Here is a 22,761-nt window from a genome sequence, read left to right on the forward strand (position 1 = left end):
GCTAGGGTTCAAACTCAATCAGCGGGTTGAGGCGGGGTGGTTTTCCTGATTGACTACGGTGGTGGATCACGGGAGGTGCGGGCATGGCGCTGTTCTGGTTGTCGGATAAAGCGTGGACGGCGATCGAGCCGCACCTGCCCAAGAACCAGCCGGGCGCGCGGCGGGTGGATGACCGCCGGGTGATCTCGGGCATCTTGCACGTGCTGAAGGTAGGCTGCCGCTGGTGCGATTGCCCGGCCGAGTACGGGCCGTCGACGACGGTGTACAACCGGTTCAACCGCTGGTCGCACCGAGGCTTCTGGCTCAAGCTGCTCGACGCGCTGGTGGATGCAGGCGCGGTGACGAGGAGCACCGCGATCGACAGCACCTACGTGACAGCTCAGCGCGCGGCTTTCGGTGCAAAAGGGGGCGCTCGCACCAAGCGATCGCCGCTCGCGCGGTGGATGGACGACCAAGGACCACGCGCTCACCGACGTCATTGGCTGCCCGTATGCGCTGATGCTGACCGCCGGCAACGTCAGCGACATCAAAGCGGCACCGGTACTCCTCGAACGCGCCGGGCGCATGCACTACCTGTTTGGCGACAAGGGCTACGATGCCGACCGGCTGCGCCGCTCGCTGCGCGACGCGGGTACCGTTCCGGTCATCCCTGGCAGGCGCAACCGCAAGCGTACCATCCGCTACGACAAGGACCGATACCGCGGTCGGCACCTCATCGAGAACGCCTTCTGCCGCCTCAAGGGACTCTGGCCGCGTTGCCACCCGCTACGACAAGATCGCCGCCAACTTCCTCTCAGGCGTAGCCCTCGCCACCGCCTTGACCTTCTGGCTCTGAATGAGCCTCGACCCTAAATTAGATTGCGTCACTCACATCAAAGGTCTCTGACCCTAATCTAACGAACTTTGCTGCTGACGCTACTTCGTCACGCAGCCAAGCTTGGGGGGGGGGCATTTAACAGCGCCGGGGACCAGAGCAGACTGACCGAGAAGGGAGAACCAGCCACTGGCGTTTCCCTGCGTTCAAGTTCAAAAGCATTGGCGAAGCGTTCAGCTACACTCAGCGGCAGAGTGACAAGCAAATCCGTAGCGGCGCAGATGGCTAGAGCCGCATAGAAATGGGGCTGGTGCAGCACAATCCGTCTTCGCAAACCTAATTTTGCAAGCATGTCGTCGACCATCCCGGGTTTGCTGTTGGAGACGGAAACCACCGCATGATCGAATGCCGCATAGCGGACAGGCGTAAGAGGTGCATTTGCGGCGGGATGACCCGAGCGCATCAGCGTCACTAAGCGGTCTTGGTAAAGCGACCTTGTATGAAGGCCTGTGGTCGTGGCGTCAGTGACGCCGAACCCCAGATGGATCCTGCCTGTACGCAGCAGGTCGATTGCGCTGCCGTCCATACCGCGCACCTCCAAGCGTAAATCAGGTGCGGCGACGCGCAATCTGGCAATCAGTGCAGGCAGTAGAGTGATCCCCTGAATGTCGGTCGCTGCGAGAGTTACTTGGTCAACCCATGTTGAAGGATCAAATCTGACGGGCGTGAGCATCCCGCGCACGTCATTGAGAACTCGGGCGACAGGTTCGGCAAGGGCAAGCGCTCGCGGCGTCAGTTGAGGTGCTCCGCCGGCATGTACCAGCAGCGGATCGTCGAACAGGACGCGGAGGCGCCCCAGCGCTCTACTGGTGGCTGACTGGCTGAGGTTCACCGCTGCTGCTGCTGCCCCAACGCGTCCGTGACGTAGAAGGGCGTCGAGCAATGTCAGGAGATTGAGATCAACGCCGCGTAGATGCTCTTCGTGCATACGACATTTTACTAACATGCATTGGACGCATTTCCAAGTGGCAGGTATGATCCCGTATTTGTTGGCGGAGTTAGCTATGTTCGTTGTGGCAGGAGTTAGTGGAAAGAGTGGGTCAGCAGCAGCTCGTGCTCTTGTGTCCGAAGATCGAAATGTTCGTGGTCTGACTCGTGATGGCAAAGGTGTCGACGTGCCTGGTGTTGAACCGTTTAAAGCAACGCTGGATGACGTCGAAGCGCTGACACGCGCCTTTATGGGTGCCGAAGGTGCCTACGTCCTTTGCCCGACCAACCCAAAGCACCCCGACCCGATCCAGTCCGATGTATCGATCGCGACCGCGGTAGCCCAAGCGGCCAAGGCCACGAACCTTCCGAAGTTGGTTCTCCTGTCGTCGCTAGGCGCTCAGCTTCCGTCGGGAACGGGGGTAATTTTAGGACTGCACAAGGCGGAGGAGATCCTCGCGGATGCAGCACCTCATGTCACGTTCCTGCGAGCGGCAGGCCTGATGGATGACTGGAGTAGCTATGTCGATGTTGCGCGAGGCGGAACGCTCCCAAGCTTTGTCGCCGATCTCGATGCGCCCAGTCCAACGATCTCGACAAAGGACATTGGTAGAATCGCGGCAACGCTTCTGATGGACCCTCTTCCGCCCCGCGTCGTCGAACTTGAGGGCCCACAGCGTTACAGCGTGCGAGATGTCGCGGCCGGTTTCGCAAGAGCGTTCGGACAGAGCGTGCAACCTGTGTTCGTACCGGCCGAGCAGTGGCGCAGGGAGCTGGAGAAGCTTGGGTTCAGCAACGCCTTCGTTGAGCTAATGATGGAGATGTATACCGCCATCAACAATGGTCAGCTCCACGCAGAAGGCGTTGCGGATCAGCGTAAAGGCACGGTGACGATCGACTCGGCCATTGAAGATTGGATTTCATGAATGATTGGCCGCATAGCCGTCATAACAGGCGGATCGTCGGGCATCGGCGCAGCGACCGCGCAAGCGATGGCGGGCGCTGGTGCAGACGTTCTTATCGTCTACGGCAATGATGGCGACGGTGCCGCGAGAGTGGTCGATCGGATAGCCGCTACAGGGTGAAAAGCATTCAGCGTCTCCGCCGACGTCGGTGATGCCGCTGCTGTCGACCATGTTTTCGATCAGGCCGATCGCTTGTTGGGAACTGCCGATATCTGGTGAATGCCGCTGGTCTGAACATGAAAGACGTGGCGGTCGCGGACATGCCTCCTCAACAATGGGATAAGCTAATCCGTACAGACCTGACGGGTAGCTTCCTGACCTCACGTATGTTCGTGCGGTGCCTTCGTTCCAATCGCCGCCCGGGAGCGATCATCAACATCACCTCGATCCATGCTTTCGCGATGCGAGCGGGTGGCGCGGACTACGCCGCCGCCAAAGGGGGGACAAACCAACCTCACGCGCGCCATGGCTCTTGAGTGCGCCGAGGCAGGGATCACAGTCAATGCGATTGCCCGGAATGATCCTGACGCCGATGAATGACGACGTAGCGGACAACTCGACCGCCTTGGCGCAGGCGACGGCCGCAATTCCCGCCCGGCGGGCCGGGACACCCGAAGAGGTCGCGAGGCTGGCGGTGTTTCTAGGTGTTCAGTCCCGGCATCTGGTGGATCGGGTCGACGATGAACCGACTTGGCTTTGACGTCCAGATCTTGGCGATGTATTCGTAGGGTGTGAGGCCGCTCAGCGTTTTTGAGCCGGCGGGCGAAGTTATAGGCGGCGATGAAGTCGGCGAGGTGGGTCCGGAGCTGGTTGTGGCTCTCGTAGTGGAAGCGTTTGACGGTCGCTTCCTTGATGGTCCGGTTCATCCGCTCGACCTGACCGTTCGTCCACGGGTGGTCGGGTTTGGTCAGGCGATGTTCGATGTCGTTTGCCTCCCAGATCATGTCGAAGCGCATCTGGTGCGACCAGGCGGTATTACGGTTGCGGGGCTGCTCGGCGAACTGGCTGCCATAGCACATCGGGAAGCGCTGGTTCGGGAGCCGCTATGGCCCGGATGAAGACAAGGCCGCGTGGCGGCCGCAGGGTTCATCAGGGCAAGCATGGCCGGCCCGCGGGTGTCTAAAGTGAAGTTGTCGAGACAACACTTTGGAGGCCGACCGACCATGACCAAGCTCACCCCTACGCCTGCTGGCGCCGTGCTGGTAGCCATAGACATGTCCAAGAACCGGCAGGAAGTCCTCATCGAGCGACCCGAAGGCGGCCGGCGCCGGCGGATGACCGTCATGGCGACCAGGAAGGACTATGACGACTTTGCCGAACAGCTCGCTGCCATCGGCCGTCCCATCGTCGCCGGGTTCGAGGCGACGGGTAATTACCATCGCACGCTGGCATATCAGTTGCTGACGGCACCCTGATCGTCTCGTTGGTCGCCAAGTCCCCACCACGGCGAAGCACGGGATTGACGCGCGAAAGCAGAACGCGTGGGTTGAACGGCTTCGACACGTAATCGTCGGCGCCCCCGTCCAGCCCGGCAATGCGGTCGGCGTCTTCATCCCGGGCGGTCAGCATGATGATCGGCGGCCCACCCGCCGCGCGCAGCCGTCGGCAGATCGCCAGACCGTTCTCGCCGGGCAGCATCCAGTCGAGGATGAGCAACGCGACCGGGGACGACGCGAGCAAGGCATCCAAGGCCGTTGCGTCGCCTGCGGTCGCGAACTCGAAACCGCTGGCGACCAGATAGGCAGCGAGCAGCTCCCGAATGTCGGCATCATCCTCGCACACGGCGATGACAGGTTTGTCAGCCATGGGAGAAAAAGGCCAGCTCTACTCATCAAAGCAAGAGCGGTGACAAAATGTTACGCTTACCGGAAGTCCTGTTCGTCCCGAGTTGACCGAGCGGCTGCGTCGGCGCCCGGGGCGGAGCAGAGATGCTCAGCGGCTTGCCGATACAGCCTCGATGTTGACCGGTGTCGAAACCCGAAAAGAGGCCGGGTCGGAAGAGATTTCGCTTAACAGCTTGGAAGCATGGGTGAAGGCCGCACGCGCATGGTTATAGGGCACATAAGAGCCCGAGACGTCCCACGGCTTGCCGTTGCGATAGGTGGCGACCTTGACCAGCACGCGCCCAGTGACCGCGTCCTCAAGCTGCATCTCCTCGCTCGCGCCGCCTGAGGACGGACGAAATAGGCCGAAGCCGCCTAGCGCAAGCTGCGCCGCCTGCACCGGAACATTGTAGTACCAGCGTGCTGGACGCGTGCCGGTAATGGCACTACGCAGCCTCATCACGCCAGGACCGGCCTGGGCGGCGTGTACGACCTGATATCTGCTGGACAGGTTGCGGGTCAGTCGGTCATGAAAATCGGCTTCGAGCTTGGCCTTAGTTCTTTCGTCTCGGCCAGGAGCATACCACTCTACGGGGTCCACGATAACTTTACTGAAAGCCCCTTCATCGTAACCGGGGTCGACAAAGATCGCGTCCTTTTTGTGACCCTTCGTAGGTTGCATTTGCAAATAGTCGCTGAGGAACCCCGATCGGGTGAGCCGCTGGCCTCCCGTCGAGCAAGCGGCTAGCAGCGCGAGGGGCACGACGGCGAGCGCCACCGTTGGACGGCGAATAAAAGCGGGGAAGCGCGGTGACGGAGCAAAGCTCTTGCTCGCTTCGCTATCGATTGAGGCAGCGCCCAATCCTACATTGAAGACGAGATCGCCGCAGTCGAGCCGCCGTGTGCCTTCACTATCGTGCGACCGGTAGAAACTGCGTTGCTGCTCATAAGCTTCGGTTACCGCGGCACGATCCGCTGCCGCAGCGACGAACGCACCATAGTTATATCGGCTGAGCAAATGGCTATATAGGATCACGCGGCACTCCCTCGAAAGACGAGGCAGTCAATGCCACCGGGTGATGGAGGGATGATGGAGGGATGATGGAGGCTTGCCTCCATCATCCCTCCATCTTCTCACCGTAAGGCGGCATCAGGAGACGTTTCGTTGAGCGAACGCGTGCTGATCGTCGAGGATGAACATGATATTGCCGATCTGTTATCCGCCTATCTGAGCAAGGCCGGCTACCAAGTTTCGCTGGCCGGCGACGTTCAGAACGCGATCCGATGCCATGTGGCCACGGCGCCGGACCTCGTGCTACTCGACATTGGCCTGCCCGGCGGCGGCGATGGCTTGGACGTGTTGACGGCCGTACGGCGCCGTGGCGACACGCCCATCATCATGGTGACGGCCAACGACGACGACATCACCAAATTGTCATCGCTTCGTGTCGGGGCAGACGATTATGTCGTCAAGCCGTTCAACCCGGCCGAGGTCGTGGAGCGCGTACGCGCCGTGCTACGCCGAAGCCATGGCCGCGCCGACCGACGCACGATGATCCTTGATCGTCTCGTGATCGATCTCGACCTGCGGACAGTGTCGTGCCGGAATGACGACGATAGCGAGATGCGGGTCGATCTCACCCCGACGGAGTTCGACCTGCTCGCCTTCCTTGCTCGTCAGCCTCGGCGAACATTCGCGCGCGCGGAAATCCTGACGGCAGTGGCTCCCGACAGCGATGCTTACGACCGGGTCGTCGATAGCCACCTGTCCAAATTACGCCAGAAGCTGATCGCAGCCGGCTGCCGGCATATGATCGAGCCAGTGCGCGGTGTTGGCTATAGGCTTTGGCCCGCGTGAAACCGCTACGAAACCGCATCGTCACGCGGCTTGTGCTGCTTGCCGCCATCACGACGATGGTGACGATCGCGGCAGGTACCATAGCCTCCTATGCCACGCTTGGTGGGCGGCAGCGCCTGATGATGACGCGGGTGCCCACCGCGGCTAGGAAAGAGATGCGGCAGTTGATCGCATCTGGCGAAAGTGGCGGCCAGCGGTTTACCTTCCTCTACGACCTTTATCGCGATGACGGTCGTGGGCGCCGCGATTCCGACTTCGTCCGTTACGTGTCGGTCTTGTCAGCGGTCCTGGGAGGCGCGCTTTTCGGCGGTGTGGCCGCGATCATGATGGCACGTCGTATTAGTCGCCCGATCGTGTCAGTAGCCTCAGCTGCGGCTCGTGTAGCGGCCGGTGAGAGGTCGGTTCGGATCCAAGGCGAGCTCGCATTCGGCGAGGTGGCGACCTTGATCGACAGCTTCAACGCTATGGCGGCTGAAATAGAGTTTTACGAGCGCGAGCGTAAGGTCTTGACGGCCGGTATCGCCCACGAGCTTCGCACTCCGCTAACCATCCTCAAGGGGCGGCTTCACGGCTTGACGGATGGCGTGATCGAGCCGGCAAAGAATGAGAGCGAGCGCTTGCTGCGGCAGGTCAATCAGCTCTCCTTACTGGTCGATGATCTGCGAACCTTCTCGCACGCCGATGCAGGCGAACTGCGCATGAGCTGCGTTTCGATTGCGATTGACCTGCTCCTTCGTGACATCGTGGCTGATTTGCGCGACTCTGCCGAGACTGCCGAGGTGACCCTTGATGGGCGTTATCTGCCCGCGACGATCCATGGCGACCCACTCCGCGTCACCCAGATCCTCACGAACCTATTGACGAATGCCATCAAGCACGCGCCGCGCCTCAGCACGGTGACGATCAGTATGAGAAAGAACGGCCCGAGGCTGGCGATTGATGTACTGGATCAGGGGGAAGGGTTTGCACCTGGCGAATTGAGCCAGCTCTTTATTCCCTTTTGGCGAGGTAGTATCGACCGTAAATTGGGTCGGCCAGGTAGCGGTCTGGGCCTAGCGCTGGCCTCGAAGCTCGCGGAAGCGCATGGCGCCGAAATCCGAGCTACCAACAGGCCGGACGGCTTGGGCGCACATTTCGAAGTCAGCTTTCTGACGGTGGCTCCAACGCGGAACCGACAAGATTGAGTATCGTCGAGCTGCGGTGGACCAAGTGCGCAGTCCCGGAAATTTGGTGGATTGGGGTGGTGATGCCCCGTCGTGACTGCCAATCTAGGCGGAGACGGAGAGATGGGAAAGCCTCGACCGTCGCCCTCTTACGCCACTTCGCTACCGTCTTGGGGTTGATCCCCAGCTCCCGGCTCAGCGTCGCGAGCGAAGCTTGCGATCGCTGTATTGCTGCTCGGACGGCGTGCGTGGTCGTGGCGCACCCATGACGTACCTGTCCCATATGGCCTCCTTCCATTCCAACGAAAGGATCGCACCATCAAACCGTGGGATCAAACACCTAGCGTCGGTATATCAAAGACCGCCGACGACGCCGGGTAGGTATCGACTGCCGGCTGACCGTTGCCGGCGTCACCTACGAGGTGTCGCCCGAGGTGGCCGGTGAAACCGTCGTAGTCTGGTGGGGCCTGTTCGATCAGGAACTCTGGGTCGAGCATGGCGAGGAACGACACGGTGGAGTTTCCGAACGGGCGCGTGCGGATCGTCGGAATCGATGCGCCCGACGACGATCGACCGCAGTTCAAGGCGATCGCGACGGACGTCTTGCAGCGGTTGGCGGCGCGCGATGGCGGGTTGGACTGCTCGGTGTCGATGTTCGACTACGCGATGCGGCGCGAGAAACAGTGCCGGACCGACCCGCAGAGCTATGGCCGGCTGAACCTGTCCTGTCGTTTTCCCGCGAACAAGGCGAGCGTGGGCGCGTCGATGGTCGCGCAAGGCTACGCCGTCGATTACCGGATGTTTTCGGGCGGTGCCTATGTCGACCTGATGCAGAAGGCGGCAGCGCAGCGTGCCGGTCTCTGGGGCATCGACTACGAAGGGATGCGGCAGCTCGCGATCGCGCGGGCGACGGTGCCGCCAGGGTGCGAGGTCGGGACGATCAAGAAATGACCGGGGCCTGCCTCGCGACCCGCGCTTTACGCCGCGCCGTGCCGGCGCGTCCCAGAACCCGTTGGGTTTCCCCTTGCCGGGTGACGATCGCTACGCTCAAGCCGCGCCATTTGCTTGTCCGTCAGCCAGTACAGCTCGCTCATGCCCGGCCTTCTCACATAGCCTGAATCAGATCGCGACGCTCACATCAATGGGTCCTGACTCCGATTGAAGTGTCGTCAGCTAATGTAACGTGCTGGCGTCGTGCCCATCGATTTCTTGAACATGACGATGAAAGCGGTGGTCGACTCGTAGCCGAGATTGCCCGCGACTTTCTGAACCGTTGCCCCGCCGGCGAGTTCGCGCAGGGCGAAGATCAGATGGAGGCGCCGCCGCCAGCGCCCGAAGGAAAGACCCGTCTCCCTCGCGATCAGCCGCTTGAGGGAACGCTCGCTCATGGCGAGGTGGGCGGACCACTCGCTCAGCGTCCGGCGATCGCCCGGCGTCGCGGCCAGTGCCGCGGCGAGGGCGGTGATCTTGGGGTGGTCGGACACGGGCAGTTCCATCCCTCCGCGCGGCATCAGGGACAGTTCTTTCAGCGCGACGCGCATCAAGCGCTCGACGTGATCGCCCGGCGCACGGCGATCCGGAATGTCGGCGAGGCGCAGGATCATCTCGCGAAGCATGGGCGAGATGGACAGTGCGCAGGCCTCGTTCGACAACGACGCCGCGTCGGGTTCGACGAACAGGTAGACGAGGTGCGCTCTGGCGGTGGCCTGATTGCTGTGGGGCACGCTCCCGGGGATCCACGCCGCGTATCCGGGCGGGACGATCCACATGCTGCGTGTCGTCGTGCAGGTGACGGCGCCGCGAAGAGCGAGGATCAGCTGTCCCTGACGATGCCGGTGCCAGGGCACCTCGGCGTCATGGTCGCCGAAGTCGACGCGGAACGCGGCGGCCGGGCCCTTCATCTGATCGAAATCCGGGTGGGTCGCGCAGGGAGGAAGCATTGGGATTGGCCTCTTTTAGATATGATATGGCCTGATCTCCAATTTATATAGCGCCGCGCCGCCCTAGATTCGAGGGGTCACGAACTCGATTGGAGGTTCTTATGCGTATCGCCGTCGTCGGTGCGACCGGAAGGATCGGTGCGAAACTGACCCGGTCACTCCTTGCCGCAGGGCATGAGGTGAAGGCGCTTTCCAGGGGAGGCGCGGCCTTGGACAAGCTGGTAGCGGATGGGGCCGAGCCGTTCATCGGCAGCTTCGATACCGGCGCAGGCGACCTGAAGGCCTTCTTCAACGACGTCGAGGCGGCGTTCCTGATGGTGAAGACCGATTGGGACAATATCGAAGGCCACTATTCGGCAGTCGCACAGCGCTTCGTCGACGCGCTCCGCGGCTCACCGGTCAAGCGTGTCGTCAACCTATCGGCAATGGGTGCCGAGATCGACGGCCAGACAGGCCATTTCGAGGTGTTCCATCAACTCGAGCAGAAGTTGAACCAGCTGGACGGCACCGATCTCGTGCACCTGCGGGCGGCTTGGTTCATGGAGAACACGCTCGTCTGGACCGACTCGGTCGCGCAGTACGGACGTCTCGCCTGGTACTACCAGCCGGACCTGAAAATGCCGTGGGTCGCGACCGACGACATCGCCGAAGTGGCCGCCAGGGAACTGCTTGGTCCGTCGGGCGGCTACCGGGTCATCCGGGAGCTCGGCTCGCACGAACTGACGATGCGCGAGATTGCGGCGATCATCGCCGACGAGATCGACAGGCCGGTCGAGTATCGCATGGTCGATCGGGGCAGCGCCGACGTCAAGGACGTGTTCCTCCAGCGCTTCGGCAAGCCGGAGACATGGATCGACGACGACAGAACCGCGGATGCGATGAACCACCGCGTCGTGCGCTTTCATGGAGACGACACGATACGCCCATCGCTACCGACCTCGATGGCGGCGTTCATCGCCGACGTCTGGAAGCCGGCGTATTTAAAGGCTCTCGACGGGGAGAAGCCGCCAGTATCCTTCCTTACGTGGAACGCTCGCTGAGGAAATCCCAAAAGATGCAGATCGAGTCTGCCCCTCTGCGCCCTGCCCATGGGACGGATGCGCTGTTCCGCCGTTACCGGCTGAACGGGCTCGATCTGCCGAACCGCGTCGTCATGGCGCCGATGACGCGGTCATCGGCGCCGGGCGGCGTGCCCACCCCGGCAATGGCCGACTATTATCGACGCCGCGCGGAGCACGGCGTCGGCCTGATCCTCACCGAGAGCGTCGGGATCGATCGACCGGGATCCGTGAACGAGCCCGATATACCTGTCCTCCATGGCGATGCCGCGATCGCCAGCTGGCAGCGCGTCGTGGACGCGGTCCACGGCGCTGGGGGGCGGATCATGCCGCAGCTCTGGCACGTCGGTGGGAAGCGCTCCAAGGTCACGCCGGAGTGGACGCCCGCCGCAGGGTATGAGAGCCCGTCGGGGCTCTCCAGCGCCGGCGAGAGGGTCGACGAGCCGATGAGCGACGCCGCGATCGCCGACACGATCGGCGCCTATGCGCGGGCGGCGGTGACGGCGGAACGGATGGGCTTCGACGGGGTAGAGGTACACGGTGCCCACGGTTATCTGATCGACCAGTTCTTCCAAGCGAGCCTCAACCGGCGCGGGGATCGCTACGGCGGCCCCACACTGGTGGCGCGGTCGCGCTTCGCGCTGGAGGTGTTGAAGGCCGTGCGATCCGCCGTCACGGCGGGCTTCCCCGTCCTGCTGCGGCTGTCGCAATGGGCGCCCAAGGACTTCTCGGCGCGGCTGACGCCCACGCCGCAGGCGCTGGCGGAGTGGTTGGAGCCGTTCATCGCGGCAGGCGTGGACGCGTTCGATATCTCGGGGCTTCACTACGGCGCTGCGGCCTTTCCCGATATCGATCCCCTGCTGAGCCTTGCCGGATGGGCGAAGAAGCTCACCGGCGCCACGGTCATGACGGTCGGTTCGGTCGGTTTGGCTGCGGACACCTACCAATCCTTCGCCGGGCGTGTCGCGCCCGTCGCGCCGCTCGACGATGTGCTGGACCGCCTCACGCGGGCCGAATTCGATCTCGTGGCGGTCGGTCGTGCCCTGCTGCAGGATCCGGCGTGGTTGGAGAAGGTGCGGCAGGGGCGACAGCGCGACCTTCAGGACTTCACGCCCGATGCGTTCGCGACCCTCTACTGAGTCGACGCTCGTGGCTTATGCCCAGCAGCTCGGGCCGGTTGACGGCGACTATCCCGAGCCTGGACGAGACACAGGCCGCGACGAACGACGACGCACCGCCGTCGATCGCGAGGCCTCCACGCCGGTGCTTGCGTCGGCGCTGGCCTATCATGACGGGCTTCGCGCCGAACGCTCGCCGGCGAACCTTATTCAGGCGCTTCGCGACGAGTTCGGCGCCTATGGCTACCGCCACTTCGGCGAGCGAAAGCCGGCATACCGACTGGTGCGGGGATGGGACCGAGCCCAGGTGACCGCCTCGATCGATAGCGAGGGATTCTGCGCTACCTTAAGGGTGGATCAGGCAGTGCTCACGACGTGGCCCCGCCTGAAAACGATTTTGGCTTTCATTCGAAACGGACGAGGAGGTCGGAGTGAAGACCGTTGATGCTGGCGTGCTCGCCATCGCTTATCTGGAGAACGGACCGGAGGATGGCTGGCCAGTAGTCCTGGCGCATGGCTTCCCCTACGACGTTCATGCGTATGACGACGTCGTGCCGCTGCTCACCAAGGCCGGCGCCCGCGTCATCCGTCCCTACCAGCGCGGGTTCGGCCCGACCCGCTTCCTTTCTGGCGATACGCCCCGGGTCGGTCAGCAGGCGGCACTCGGGTCCGATCTCACCGCGCTCATGGATGCCCTCTCCCTCGAACGACCGATCCTCGGCGGCTATGACTGGGGCGGGCTGGCGTCGTGCGTCGCGACCGCCTTGTGGCCTGAACGCGTGGGCGGCCTCGTCAGTTTAGCAAGCTACGATGTCATCGACATAGCGGCTCAGCGGCATGCCTCCTATCCGTTACAGGAGCACGTCGTCTGGTATCAGCACCTCTTTCAGACCGAACGGGGAAGAGAGTGCCTCACCCTCCATCGGCGCGAACTGTGTCGGATGCTTTGGGAGCAGTGGTCTCCAGCCTGGGACTTTAGCGACGCGACCTTCGAGCGGACCGCCCGATCCTTCGACAATCCCGACTTCGTGGACGTGGTGATTCACGCCTACCGCCACGACTTCGGCCTCGCAGCGGGACTGCCCGAGTATCAACGTCTAGAGGACCGGCTCGCGGCCAAGCCGGGAATAAGCGTGCCCGCCGTCACGCTCGACGGCGCGCGCGATCCACTGAAACCGGGTGGAACGGCATCCCAATCGGACATGTTCGTCGGCTGGCATGAGCATCGCACCATCGAATGCGGCCACAACCTTCCGCAGGAGGAACCCGAGGCCTTCGCCGACGCCGTGCTGACCCTGCGCCGGTGGATCGAACGTTGAGAGTGCGAGACGCCGCGATCGTAGCCGCGGCACTCGTCGGCATCGCCATAGTATCGCAAGGGGTGCACGACGTTGCGATCGAGCACCTGGGCATCCCCTTTCCCGCGCTCGTCGACCAGCCATGGTGGCTTCCGCTCCTTCAGCATTTCGAGCGCCTGGCCTCACTCGTCATCCTCTCCCGACTGGCGCGGGGAACGCTGGACCGACTATCGTTCGCCCACGCGGGACTGCTGGTGGGCCTTCTCGCCACATGCCTTGCCGAGAGCTTCCGCAACGCGGTCATACAGATGGTGCTTACACACGGTTGGATCGACGGCCGGTGGCTCTATCTCCTGCTGGTTCTCCTCAAGGACCTGGCGGTCGGTCTGCTGTCGGGCTCAGCAGCCGTGCTTCTGGCCCGCTTCGTGCGATCCAAGCCGGTCCTGCTCGTCGGAACGCTGCTGATGGCATCAGCCGTCGCCATGATCGTCGTTCCTGCGCTCCGCCAGGCAGCTACGTCGCTGGAGGCCGAGCTAGGCCTTGGCCTAACCGCCGAGCTGTATCAGCCCCCCTATAAGGGGGGCGTTCTGGTTGCCATCTATCTGGGCTATCTCGAGCCGACTATCGCCGCTTTCGTCTTCGCTCGGCTGACGTGGCCGGGGCTGCGCGAATCCGATATGGTGAAGGCCCTGTCATTCGGCCTTCTGATCCTCGGCGCATCCAGGCGGATCGTGTTCCTCCTTCTCGCCAGCTTTTGGTTGCCACAGCCTTTCTGGCTGGCATTTCTCAGCACTGGACAATTCTTCGCAGAGACGTTGACGATGGCGATGCTTACGGGTCTTCTATGGGCGCTAATCGCGAGTAAATCGTCTCGACACGGGACGACGGCCGACGACCAAAAGGCGGAGAGGTTCTGCGGTTCGGCGGACACGTAGATCCTCTTTGGGCGGCTTCTCGCGCCGGCAGACGACCTATTGCTTGGCGAGCCGGTCATTCGATAGGCTTATTGAACATTAGTACCCGCAGCAACCGGACTGGTGGCATCCCATGAGCTAGGACCTCGTCATTGTAAGCGCGCAGATCAAAGGCCTTACCTTGGCGGCCTGCCATTTCATCACGCAAGGCGATATGTTCCAAATAGCCAACGAAATAAGTGAGTGGCTGAGTGGAGGTGAGCGTCGCGCGATCCCATCGGGCAGCAGCTTCGGACGGTCGCTGGAAGCAGCTGGTCGTGAGCAGATCGGCGACCTGTTGCTAGGTCCAGCCCTCCGTCTGAATGCCGATGTTGAGAAGGGCGCTGCACGCGGATGGCACCGGCGTTCACGAGCAACTGCGCGATGGACGCAGCCTGTTACTCGTGTTCGCCGAACCGATCCTCGCGCCCCTCTCGGATCGCCGAGCGACGGGATCCGCTTTCTCACGGGCGTCGATCCTGGTCCGCTGGACGTCACGGTCGCTTTAGTCCGCCCGGACGGCGTCGTGGCCTGGGCTTCGACCGGCGACATCGATGCGGACGAGGTCGACCAGGCCGTTGCCGGCTGCTTCGGCGCTGCGGTCCACGGCGACGATCGGTAATGATCGCCCGACCAACCCTTCTCCTCGATCCGGAAACCAGGAAAAGCCAATGCCCGATCTTCCTCTGACGGCTCTCGTCCTCGTCGCCCTTCTACCCGGCGTCGCGACCCTCATTCTCGGCTGCAACGGGCGGCCTCGCTCGGCGGCACGGATTACCCTCGTCAGCGAGGCGTCAGCCGCTGCTGAGCGACCGTCACCGTCTGGCCATGCGCGCGCGTGGCTCATCCCGGCATCGCTGATGCTCCTGCTCGCCGTCGCGGGTTGCAGGGACGATGACGAGCCGGTTGACGCTGGCCCGCCGCCCGCGGCCTACTCGGTCGGCGGCACGGTCACGCATCTTGATTCCGGTCCGCTCGTCGTCAGCAACGGCGCGGAGACGCTGACCGTGCCGCAGGGCGCGTCGACCTTCGCGTTCACCAGACCGCTGTCTACCGGCGCCGCCTATGCCGTCACGATCGCGGCCCAGCCGACCGGCATGACTTGCGTCGTCGCTAACCCCTCCGGAACCATCAACGGCGCGGCCGTCACGAACGTGGCGATCACATGCAGCACGCTGGTGTCGCAGCCGCTCGCGATCGGCGTCAGCGCGGCAGGATCGCTTGATTCGAACGCATCGCGCATCTTCCTGCCGGTCACCCAGGTCGGCACCAACGCGACGACCATCAACGCCATTCTCGACACGGGATCGTCGGGGACCGTCCTGCGTGCTGCTGACATCTTCCCGGCGAGCATGCTGACGGCGAACGGCTTCGTATTTCCCGCCGGTCAGACCAGCCTGACCTATAACGGCATCACCGTCACCAACGTAGTGGCTTCCCGGACCTATGGTGCGCAGAGCGACCTTGTCACGGAATTGACCGGCAATCTGGGGTTTGCGCAGATCACCTTCGGCCGCGGCGTTCGCGCGACGACAACCGTCGTCCCGATCCTGTTCGTCTTTCAGATGAGGTCGAACGGCAACGTCGTCTCGACAACGAATTTCGCCAACCTGATCGGGGTCAACCCTTCGCTGTCGCCGATCGCCGTCATGGGCACGCCGCAACCGACGACGCCGACCCCCTGCACGCCGCAATCGACCGGCACGTGCGGCTTGGCCAGCCCGTTCCGCTACTTCAGCTATGGCGCCGGGATGGACAAGGGGTTCGTCATCGACCGGGTGACGTTCGCCGCCTGCAACATCGCAACCGCCGGTGCCTGTCCGGTGACGCCGTCGTTGACGCTCGGGGTGACCAGCAGCGTGTTAGCGGGCTTTACCGTGGTTAACCTTTCATCCTGCAGCACCGTGACTCTGGCCGATTCCGCCAGCGAGCGCGTCTGCTCGCAGGTGATCTCGTCAGTGACGGTGACGAGCGGCAACGCGACGTTCACCGGCCCGGCGATCTTCGATTCCGGCTTCCCGTCGACCCGGTTGTCGGTTCCCGCAGGCATGACCTTTCCCGATACTCTTTCCAATGGATCGACGGTCCGCGTCGCGGCGGGTGCGGGCTTCGCCTACGCATACCAGACGGGAACCGGCTATTTGAGGACCAACATCGTCACCGGCGCGGCGACGGGAGACTTCTCGAATTTGGGTATAGGCTTCTTCGCTCAGAACTCGCTGCTCGTCGACTATTCCAGGGCGATCGAGGGGTGGCGGAACGGTGCTTGAGCAGTCTTGCTTTAGCTGTTTGGTGTGCTGAAACGCGCCGGGCTTGATGTGCCGGCAGACGACTGTTCCGAGGCAGCGCCTATGTCGTGGGCGGGCCGTTCCCGACGCTGGCCCGCAAATCGCGGAATGATCGCCTTTCCTCAGGACTGTGCCGCTCTAACTGCTCCGCAGCGCTGGAGCAGCATGGGCCGCTTCAGTGCCGCAGATTGCCAGATCTTCTGCGACCAGGAGAGTGCGAAGGAAGCCCGCTAACCCGGCTCCATCTGCGCCGCTGCCACATACGTCCGTCATCGGCGTGCAAGGCGCGAGGGCGGTCAGTTAGCCTGATCAGCTAAATGCTGGCAATGATCTGCTGGATGGCGGCGATGACGCGATCCGTGCCGCCAGCATCGATGCACGCCGACGTGTCCCCGTCGGCATGGTGGAAGCGGTGCGCGCCGAAAATCCCCAGAGCGCTCTGGTAGCCGGCGGCGATGACGTTCGACAGTTCGCCGGCCGTAAAGGAGCCAGTAGCCTTCGGCGCTTCCAGCCCGGGCTGCCCGGCGAACGCGCGAGCCGCTCGTCCGACCAACGCCGGGCTCGTGACGAGATACCGCTGCGAGTCGCTGCCGGGCAGAGGGAGCAGCGTGCCCGTCAGTTCCTGCCAGTCCCGCGCCGCCACGTTGGCACCCAAGTGCAGCCACATCGCGGTGACGGACGGCGCCGGCAGCGTGTCCGCCAGCGAATGTTCGGCGCCGAGATACTCATATTCATGGCCGCTGTTGCAGAGGAACGCGAGGTTCATCCGGGGCAGCGCGGCCGGTGCCCAGCGGGCGAGCGCGAGCCATGCGGCGACGCCGCCGCCCCGCTCGCCGGCGCAATCGGTCCAGCCGGAACGCGGCGTGGAGACGACCAGCCACCGGTTCTTGCCACGGTCGAGCGATCCGAGCATGTTGAAGGCAGGGCGCCGGCCGCCGCGTCCGTTAACGACCAATGTCGCGGATGCACGCGTGGTCGCAGCGACGAGGAAGGGCGCGGCATCGCTGGGTGCCAGGACCGCCACGGGCCTGTCGAACATCGGCCGCTTGCCATCCGCATTGAGGGCGGTGCCTGGCCGGTAGGACCGTTGGTGAGAAGGACGGCCGCACCGGCACCTGCCGCAAAGGCGGCAGCAAGCGTGTCGCGGATTGGCTTGGCCAGCGCGCTTGACCAGCGGTTGTAGGGCAGGTCGACAAGCGCGATCGCGCCGGCAAGGAAAGGCGGCACGACGCCGGGTGCCACCCGCACCAGCGGACCGCTGAAGCCGTCGGCGGCGGTCGGGATCACGATCGCCTGCGGCCGGACGGCCACGCGAGTGGCGCCGACACTGAGCGATGCGACAGTCACGTCGAAGAACGGAGCCGTGAACGGCGTGCGCCGCGTCGCGAAGCCCGCCTGCCGCAACTCGCCCTCCAGCCAGAGGCCGCATGTCTCGTCGGCGGGGCCGCCCGAGGCCTTGTTGCCCAGGCCGGCATACCGACGCAAGTCGGCCTCGACACTTGCCAGGCGGCTGTCCCCGCCCGCACGGGCCATTGCCGGCGCGACGCCGACCATTGCACCCGCAGCCGCGAGCACGTTGCGACGGGAAGGCGGCATCATGTCTGCACCTCAGACGGGCTCCTCAAGGATTTCCTCCACCAGCGCGTTGGCCGGCAAGGGGTCGAACGGTCGCTCGTCCAGATCCGGGCCCTGTTCGCACATCGCCCGGATGCCGGCGGCGAGAACGATCGGAAGGCGCCTTGCGATGGCGGCGAAATCGCCCGAGGAAACGCAGCCCGCGGAGATCCAGTCGATCCGCTCGGTCTGCCCGAGAGAAAAGGTGTAGGAACCCGTCAGGAAATGATATGCCCAATACAGGTCATCGTCGCGCGCGTGCGGCATGACGATGCGCATGTCCGCAATCAGTTCGCGTGAAACCTCGTCGAACGCCTCCGACATGAGCGAATGGAGCCATCCTTTGGAGCTGTTGACGAAGGTGATGATCGCCCCGTAATTGCGCCAGCCCTGGTCGTTTACGCACAGTTCGAAAGAGGGCCGCGTGAAGGCGTCGACAATGCCTTCCAGCGTCATGTCATCCCCTGCCGATTCGCGGTAGGCCGCCATGGCGCGCAGCCGCAGCCGGTTGGAGGCAGGAGCGCGGCGCTTCACCACCGCGACGAACAGTTTCTCCTTGTCGCCGAAGTAATAGCGCATCAGCGCCGTATCGGTCCCCGCCAGCTTTGCCACGGCGGACAACGTGGTGCCGTCATATCCCCTGCGCGCAAACTCGGCCTCGGCGTTGTCTAGGATCAGCGCCATCGATTCACGGCGGCGATCGGCCTGCCGCCGGCGACCAATATCGAAAGAGTCCTGCGAGGGCGCCTCCATGCGAACCGATCCATCCTCCTGGCTCATGCGAAGCCTGTTCCGAACCCTTACCATCAGGCAGGAGCCGTACACGTGCCGACGCTGCCGTCGCTACCCGGAAGCACATCTTTTCCCAGAAAGATATAAATTGACAAGCGGAAAGCGACGGATCAGCTTCACGCAATAGATGCCACGCCGTCTGCGCGGAAACTTGTCCGGGTCCGCGATTCCAGCAGGTGAAGGCACAAGCGAGAGGAGGCGATTGCAATGGCGAGGCGTCATCTGTTTTCCGTGGCTGGTGCCGTGGCCGGCGCGGCCGCTGCCATGGCGGCGGTGTCTACCGGAACGAGCTCCGGCAAGCCTGGTGACGACAACGTCGTCTCCGTCGTGAGGACCGGGCCGGCGCCTCCCGCCTCCCGTTCTGCTATCGCCCCCATCAGCAGCGAAGCGCGGGCCACGTCTCTCGTGGCCGCTGACGCAGCGCCGATCCGGCACGACATCGCCGTGAATATCGTCGATCCTGCGGCGGTGCAGCAGCCGAATGCACACACCAACGTGCCCAACAAGCATCTGGTGCTGGTGCCGTCCGATCCAGCCCAGCGGAAGGGCCGTCTGATGCTGTTCGTCAGCGGCACCAACAGCTCGGAGACGTTGACCCAGGAGATCGTCAAGGCAGGTGCGCGCCGCGGCTATCACGCGATCGCCATCGCCTATCCGAACTATGATGCGGTCGGGATGCTGTGCCTCGCCTCCTTGGACGACGAATGCTCGGCCAAGGTGCGCGAGGAGGTTCTTACCGGCGTTGACCTGACGCCGCTCGTCACCGTCGGCTCGGCAAACGGGCTCGAACCCCGGCTGCGCAAGCTGCTTGCCTATCTGGCAGCCACCTATCCCGACGAAGGTTGGGGAGCGTTCCTTGCCGCCGGCGACGTGAACTGGCCCTCGATCAGCCTAGTCGGTCACTCGCAAGGCGCCGGCCACGTGGCCTATATGGCGAAGCGCCACCTTTTCCTGCGATCGCTGATGATCTCCGGCGTGGCGGACATCACCGCCCTCGGCCAGCCGGCGCCGTGGCTGTTCCGGCCGAACGTGACGCCGGTCGCGCGGCAATACGGCTTCACGCATCTGGCCGACTACGTCGTTGCCCTCCCGATCGCGCTGGCCAGCTGGCATGCGATCGGATTGCAGACGTTCGGGCCTGTCCACGGCACCGATGGGCAACAGCCCGGCTATGGCGGCTCGCATATGCTGACAACAGCGCTTCTTCCCCGCTCGGGCGTCAATCCGCACGTCAGCATGTTGGAAGATGCGTCCATGCCGCGCGAGGCGGACGGCACGCCCTCCTTCCGGCCGGTATGGGATTACGGAGCACTGCCCTGACAAGGAGGCGTGCTTGCAATCGGGCGCCCGGGTGACGGCTGGCGCGCGGTTCGGGACATAGGCTGGGCTGCAACGACGGCCGGGCGGGCAGGGACAGGTCGCATCGGCGATCAACAGAAGGGAACAAGGGGGGGATGATGCAGAGGCGCAAGACGGTGTGGGCGTTGTTGGGCGGCGTGGCGGCGGTGCTGCCCGGGGTCGCGGTTGCTCAAGGCGTGCCGGCCGCGACAGGTGCCACGCGGATCGACGGCCAGGTTGCGGCCGCGCCGCAATCCCGATCCGCCACCAGCACCAACGCCGCCCAGGGCACCGATCCGCTGCCGGTCACCGCACAGACGCAGGCGACCGGCGACGAGACCGCGGCGTCCAATCCATCGGCGACGGCCGACGGCGATATCGTCGTCACGGCCCAGCGGCGCTCCGAAAGCGCGCAGCGGGTGCCGATCTCACTGGTCGCCTTGCCGGCCGCGACTCTGGTCAAAGACAATATCGTCTCGGTGCAGGACCTTGGCCGCGTCGCTCCCGGCTTCAATGCGTTCCGCTCGGCCCAGGCGGCCAATACGCGATTGTCGGTGCGCGGTATCGGCTCGCCGGGTAACGCAGCGATCGAGCCGAGCGTCGGCGCGTATGTCGATGGCATCTACATCCCTCGCCCGGGCCCGCTGCTCGCCGCCCTCAACGATGTGTCCAGCGTCGAGATCCTGCGCGGACCGCAGGGCACTTTGTTCGGGCGCAACGCGTCGGTAGGCGCGCTCAGCATCCATACCACCGAGCCGACGAATGAACTCGAAGGCGCCGCGTCCGTCGAGGGCGGTAATTACGGACGCTTCCGCGCCAAGGGCGTCGTGAACCTGCCCGTGAACGACAGGCTGTCGACCCGGCTGGCAGCGTTGTACGACGAGTATGACGGATATGGCTACAATCTGCTCGACGGTCGCCGGTTCGGGCGCAATGCGACCTTCTCCCTGCGCGGAGCGGTGCGGGCGGAGATCACGCCGGCGCTGACCTGGCTGTTGCGCGGCGACTATCAGCAGCAACGCGGCGACGGATTGAGCCCCGTCACCGTCGATGCCGCTACCGTGACGCCGGCCTTCGCCACCCTGTTCAGCAACCGGCTGAACGGTCTGATACCCCGGCTCGACGCGACCTACGACTATTCGGTGCGCCAGATCAGTCAGGGCCGGTTGCGGGACAATCAGGGTGGCGTCTCCAGCGATCTCTCGCTCAAACTGGGCGGCTCAACCGTGCGCCTCATCAGCGGCTATCGCGACTGGAACAACCGGCAGTCGGAAGTCGATATCCCCTATACCCAGGCCTTTCTGTTCGGCCGCCAGGCGCAGTATCGCAGCAAATCGCATTCCGAGGAGCTTCAACTGCTGACGCCGGCCGAAGCACGCCTGAGCGCGGTGGGCGGGCTCTACTATTTCCGCGAGCATTATTCCTTTGATACGATCATCAATTTCGGACGGGATTATTGCAACATCTACATCCGCAACACGGCGCCTGCGCGCGTTCCGGCGTGCCTTGCGGGTCCGCAGCAAGGGGCCGGGCGGCAGATCTTCAGCCAGGTGACGGAGAGCTATGCCGCCTACGGACAGGCGACCTTCAAGATCACGCCGCAATGGGACATCACCGGTGGCATCCGCTATTCGCACGACGACAAGGACGGCGACCTGCTTGATACCGCGCCCAATCCATTGGTCACCTCGCTGATCGCGCCGGATCGCGCGACGCTCAACTATGACGGCGGCAAGGTCACGTACCGGGCGAACACCACATATCGGCCGTTCAGCGATGTGCTCCTGTATGCGACCGTTTCGACGGGGTATAAATCCGGCGGCTTCGACACCAATTCGGCCAGCACGCTCGGCAGCAACCGCAACTTCGATCCGGAGTTCGTCAAAAATTACGAGGTCGGCGCGAAGACGCAGTTCCTCGACCGGCGGTTGACGGCGAACGCGACGGTGTTCCGCATGGACATCGACGATTTCCAGCTGCGCAGCTTCAATGGCAGCTTCTACGTCGTCCGCAATGCCGGCTCGATCCGGCAGCAGGGCGTGGAGTTCGATCTGTCCGGGCGGCCGGCACGCGATCTGACGCTCGGCGTGACGGGAACGTATCTCAACTCCAGATACACCGACTTCCGCAACGCGCCGCCGCTGCCGGGACTTACGGGAACGCAGGATCTGACGGGACGGCGGGTGCCCTATTCGCCGCGTTGGCAGGGAACCGTCACCGCCGACTACAGCCATCTGTTCACCGGCGGATACCGCGTTGGTCTCAACGGTCATCTGGGCTTCAACAGCGATATCGATGTCGGCATCGCCGGCGACGGCAACCGGCAGGGCGTGCAGAAGGGCTATGCCCTGCTGGGCACGCGCGTCAGCCTCGCGCTGCCGGGCGATCGCTTCGAGATCGCGTTCCTTGGCGAGAACCTCACCGGCAAGGGATATTGCGTGACCAAGTACGGCAACGGCATCGGCCTCAGCGCAAACGGCACCACCGTGCTGCGCTGCGTCCTTGGCGAACCCCGGACACTGCGCGGCTCGGTCAGCTACCGTTTCTGACTTCCCGTTCACCTCGTTCAAATGCCAGCTTCAGTGATAGAAGCGACGCACCCGGTCCACCCGCTGCTGCCGAACGTGCACCCGCACAGTGGATTAGGCCTATCCCACCGCAGCGGCGCCATCTCACCACAGATGACCATCCCACGCTTGAACAGCAGGTTCGACAGGTCGAGCACCCTCAGGGTGAAGCGGACGTGCATCAG

Annotated in this window: 22 protein-coding genes and 5 pseudogenes; 17 read left to right on the top strand and 10 right to left on the bottom strand. The window is 63.8% G+C overall.

The annotated features are described in order from the left end of the window. Positions 1 to 83 precede the first annotated feature (83 nt). Positions 84 to 835, top strand: a pseudogene (locus AC07UH_RS18605) (IS5 family transposase). An 88-nt stretch (positions 836 to 923) separates the two neighbouring features. Here AC07UH_RS18605 and AC07UH_RS18610 read toward each other — a convergent pair. Beyond that, positions 924 to 1,802, bottom strand: a complete 879-nt coding sequence (locus AC07UH_RS18610; protein WP_495181687.1) for a LysR substrate-binding domain-containing protein — start codon at positions 1,800 to 1,802, stop codon at positions 924 to 926. A gap of 76 nt (positions 1,803 to 1,878) precedes the next feature. On the opposite strand from AC07UH_RS18610, the gene AC07UH_RS18615 reads away from it, so the two are divergent. Continuing rightward, positions 1,879 to 2,727, top strand: a complete 849-nt coding sequence (locus tag AC07UH_RS18615) for an NmrA family NAD(P)-binding protein (RefSeq protein WP_495181792.1) — start codon at positions 1,879 to 1,881, stop codon at positions 2,725 to 2,727. On the opposite strand, the gene AC07UH_RS18620 is transcribed toward AC07UH_RS18615, so the two are convergent. After that, entirely contained in the window at positions 2,722 to 2,937 is a 216-nt protein-coding gene (locus tag AC07UH_RS18620; protein ID WP_495181688.1) for a hypothetical protein, read from the bottom strand. The two genes, AC07UH_RS18615 and AC07UH_RS18620, sit on opposite strands and share 6 nt — an antisense overlap. A 65-nt stretch (positions 2,938 to 3,002) precedes the next feature. On the opposite strand from AC07UH_RS18620, the gene AC07UH_RS18625 reads away from it, so the two are divergent. Further along, the gene (locus AC07UH_RS18625; protein WP_495181689.1) at positions 3,003 to 3,242 is read left to right on the top strand and encodes an SDR family NAD(P)-dependent oxidoreductase; all 240 of its coding nucleotides are present in this window, start codon (positions 3,003 to 3,005) and stop codon (positions 3,240 to 3,242) included. Positions 3,243 to 3,298: 56 nt separating this feature from the next. Continuing rightward, complete coding sequence (locus AC07UH_RS18630) at positions 3,299 to 3,466, top strand: hypothetical protein (protein WP_495181793.1); 168 nt, start codon at positions 3,299 to 3,301, stop codon at positions 3,464 to 3,466. Here the strand turns inward: AC07UH_RS18630 and AC07UH_RS18635 are convergent. After that, positions 3,407 to 3,776 (bottom strand): annotated as a pseudogene (locus AC07UH_RS18635) (integrase core domain-containing protein); the annotation flags it as partial. The gene AC07UH_RS18630 and the pseudogene AC07UH_RS18635 overlap by 60 nt on opposite strands. A gap of 153 nt (positions 3,777 to 3,929) precedes the next feature. On the opposite strand from AC07UH_RS18635, the pseudogene AC07UH_RS18640 reads away from it, so the two are divergent. Then, positions 3,930 to 4,175 (top strand): annotated as a pseudogene (locus AC07UH_RS18640) (IS110 family transposase); the annotation flags it as partial. Between the two features lie 64 nt (positions 4,176 to 4,239). Here the strand turns inward: AC07UH_RS18640 and AC07UH_RS18645 are convergent. Together AC07UH_RS18645 and AC07UH_RS18650 are read right to left on the bottom strand one after the other, a co-directional pair. Next, a pseudogene (locus AC07UH_RS18645) lies at positions 4,240 to 4,572 on the bottom strand (response regulator); the annotation flags it as partial. A 126-nt stretch (positions 4,573 to 4,698) separates the two neighbouring features. Next, the gene (locus AC07UH_RS18650) at positions 4,699 to 5,625 is read right to left on the bottom strand and encodes a DUF3313 domain-containing protein (protein WP_495181690.1); all 927 of its coding nucleotides are present in this window, start codon (positions 5,623 to 5,625) and stop codon (positions 4,699 to 4,701) included. Between the two features lie 129 nt (positions 5,626 to 5,754). On the opposite strand from AC07UH_RS18650, the gene AC07UH_RS18655 reads away from it, so the two are divergent. Then, entirely contained in the window at positions 5,755 to 6,447 is a 693-nt protein-coding gene (locus AC07UH_RS18655; RefSeq protein ID WP_495181691.1) for a response regulator, read from the top strand. Beyond that, the gene (locus AC07UH_RS18660) at positions 6,444 to 7,631 is read left to right on the top strand and encodes a sensor histidine kinase (RefSeq protein ID WP_495181692.1); all 1,188 of its coding nucleotides are present in this window, start codon (positions 6,444 to 6,446) and stop codon (positions 7,629 to 7,631) included. The genes AC07UH_RS18655 and AC07UH_RS18660 overlap by 4 nt, the downstream gene beginning before the upstream one ends. A gap of 124 nt (positions 7,632 to 7,755) precedes the next feature. Here the strand turns inward: AC07UH_RS18660 and AC07UH_RS18665 are convergent. Then, positions 7,756 to 7,893, bottom strand: a pseudogene (locus AC07UH_RS18665) (IS481 family transposase); the annotation flags it as partial. Between the two features lie 212 nt (positions 7,894 to 8,105). On the opposite strand from AC07UH_RS18665, the gene AC07UH_RS18670 reads away from it, so the two are divergent. Beyond that, positions 8,106 to 8,561, top strand: a complete 456-nt coding sequence (locus AC07UH_RS18670; RefSeq protein ID WP_495181693.1) for a thermonuclease family protein — start codon at positions 8,106 to 8,108, stop codon at positions 8,559 to 8,561. A gap of 218 nt (positions 8,562 to 8,779) precedes the next feature. Here the strand turns inward: AC07UH_RS18670 and AC07UH_RS18675 are convergent, their stop codons facing one another. Then, positions 8,780 to 9,550, bottom strand: a complete 771-nt coding sequence (locus tag AC07UH_RS18675) for an AraC family transcriptional regulator (RefSeq protein WP_495193962.1) — start codon at positions 9,548 to 9,550, stop codon at positions 8,780 to 8,782. A gap of 101 nt (positions 9,551 to 9,651) precedes the next feature. On the opposite strand from AC07UH_RS18675, the gene AC07UH_RS18680 reads away from it, so the two are divergent. From AC07UH_RS18680 to AC07UH_RS18700, 5 genes are read left to right on the top strand one after another with little or no spacing between them, the layout of a single operon-like run. After that, on the top strand, positions 9,652 to 10,590 hold the full coding sequence (locus AC07UH_RS18680; protein ID WP_495181695.1) for an NmrA family NAD(P)-binding protein: 939 nt from the start codon (positions 9,652 to 9,654) through the stop codon (positions 10,588 to 10,590). 14 nt (positions 10,591 to 10,604) lie between these two features. Beyond that, the gene (locus tag AC07UH_RS18685; protein ID WP_495189905.1) at positions 10,605 to 11,747 is read left to right on the top strand and encodes an oxidoreductase; all 1,143 of its coding nucleotides are present in this window, start codon (positions 10,605 to 10,607) and stop codon (positions 11,745 to 11,747) included. A gap of 10 nt (positions 11,748 to 11,757) precedes the next feature. Further along, positions 11,758 to 12,171, top strand: a complete 414-nt coding sequence (locus tag AC07UH_RS18690; RefSeq protein ID WP_495181697.1) for a hypothetical protein — start codon at positions 11,758 to 11,760, stop codon at positions 12,169 to 12,171. Then, positions 12,158 to 13,045 carry an alpha/beta fold hydrolase gene (locus tag AC07UH_RS18695; protein ID WP_495181698.1) on the top strand — a complete coding sequence of 296 codons (888 nt, stop codon included), beginning with the start codon at positions 12,158 to 12,160 and terminating at the stop codon, positions 13,043 to 13,045. The genes AC07UH_RS18690 and AC07UH_RS18695 overlap by 14 nt, the downstream gene beginning before the upstream one ends. 2 nt (positions 13,046 to 13,047) lie before the next feature. After that, entirely contained in the window at positions 13,048 to 13,959 is a 912-nt protein-coding gene (locus tag AC07UH_RS18700; protein ID WP_495181699.1) for a hypothetical protein, read from the top strand. Between the two features lie 55 nt (positions 13,960 to 14,014). Here AC07UH_RS18700 and AC07UH_RS18705 read toward each other — a convergent pair whose 3' ends face one another. After that, on the bottom strand, positions 14,015 to 14,263 hold the full coding sequence (locus AC07UH_RS18705; RefSeq protein ID WP_495181794.1) for a DUF885 family protein: 249 nt from the start codon (positions 14,261 to 14,263) through the stop codon (positions 14,015 to 14,017). Here AC07UH_RS18705 and AC07UH_RS18710 point away from each other — a divergent pair. Both AC07UH_RS18710 and AC07UH_RS18715 read left to right on the top strand, forming a co-directional pair. Then, positions 14,153 to 14,599, top strand: a complete 447-nt coding sequence (locus tag AC07UH_RS18710; RefSeq protein WP_495181795.1) for an aromatic-ring hydroxylase C-terminal domain-containing protein — start codon at positions 14,153 to 14,155, stop codon at positions 14,597 to 14,599. The genes AC07UH_RS18705 and AC07UH_RS18710 overlap by 111 nt on opposite strands. A 49-nt stretch (positions 14,600 to 14,648) precedes the next feature. Further along, positions 14,649 to 16,247: a hypothetical protein gene (locus tag AC07UH_RS18715; protein WP_495181700.1), complete on the top strand. Its 1,599-nt coding sequence runs from the start codon at positions 14,649 to 14,651 to the stop codon at positions 16,245 to 16,247. A 331-nt stretch (positions 16,248 to 16,578) separates the two neighbouring features. On the opposite strand, the gene AC07UH_RS18720 is transcribed toward AC07UH_RS18715, so the two are convergent. Both AC07UH_RS18720 and AC07UH_RS18725 read right to left on the bottom strand, forming a co-directional pair. Then, a complete protein-coding gene (locus tag AC07UH_RS18720) occupies positions 16,579 to 17,304 on the bottom strand; it encodes a hypothetical protein (RefSeq protein ID WP_495181701.1) in 726 nt (241 codons plus the stop codon). Positions 17,305 to 17,873: 569 nt separating this feature from the next. Continuing rightward, entirely contained in the window at positions 17,874 to 18,659 is a 786-nt protein-coding gene (locus AC07UH_RS18725; RefSeq protein WP_495181702.1) for a TetR/AcrR family transcriptional regulator, read from the bottom strand. Between the two features lie 219 nt (positions 18,660 to 18,878). Between AC07UH_RS18725 and AC07UH_RS18730 the strand changes: the two genes are divergently transcribed. Then, positions 18,879 to 19,991 carry a BPSS1187 family protein gene (locus AC07UH_RS18730; protein WP_495181703.1) on the top strand — a complete coding sequence of 371 codons (1,113 nt, stop codon included), beginning with the start codon at positions 18,879 to 18,881 and terminating at the stop codon, positions 19,989 to 19,991. A gap of 137 nt (positions 19,992 to 20,128) precedes the next feature. Then, positions 20,129 to 22,558, top strand: a complete 2,430-nt coding sequence (locus AC07UH_RS18735) for a TonB-dependent receptor (protein WP_495181704.1) — start codon at positions 20,129 to 20,131, stop codon at positions 22,556 to 22,558. Positions 22,559 to 22,761: the final 203 nt, after the last annotated feature.

The sequence above is a fragment of the Sphingomonas sp. GW821-FHT04B01 genome (assembly GCF_059420425.1).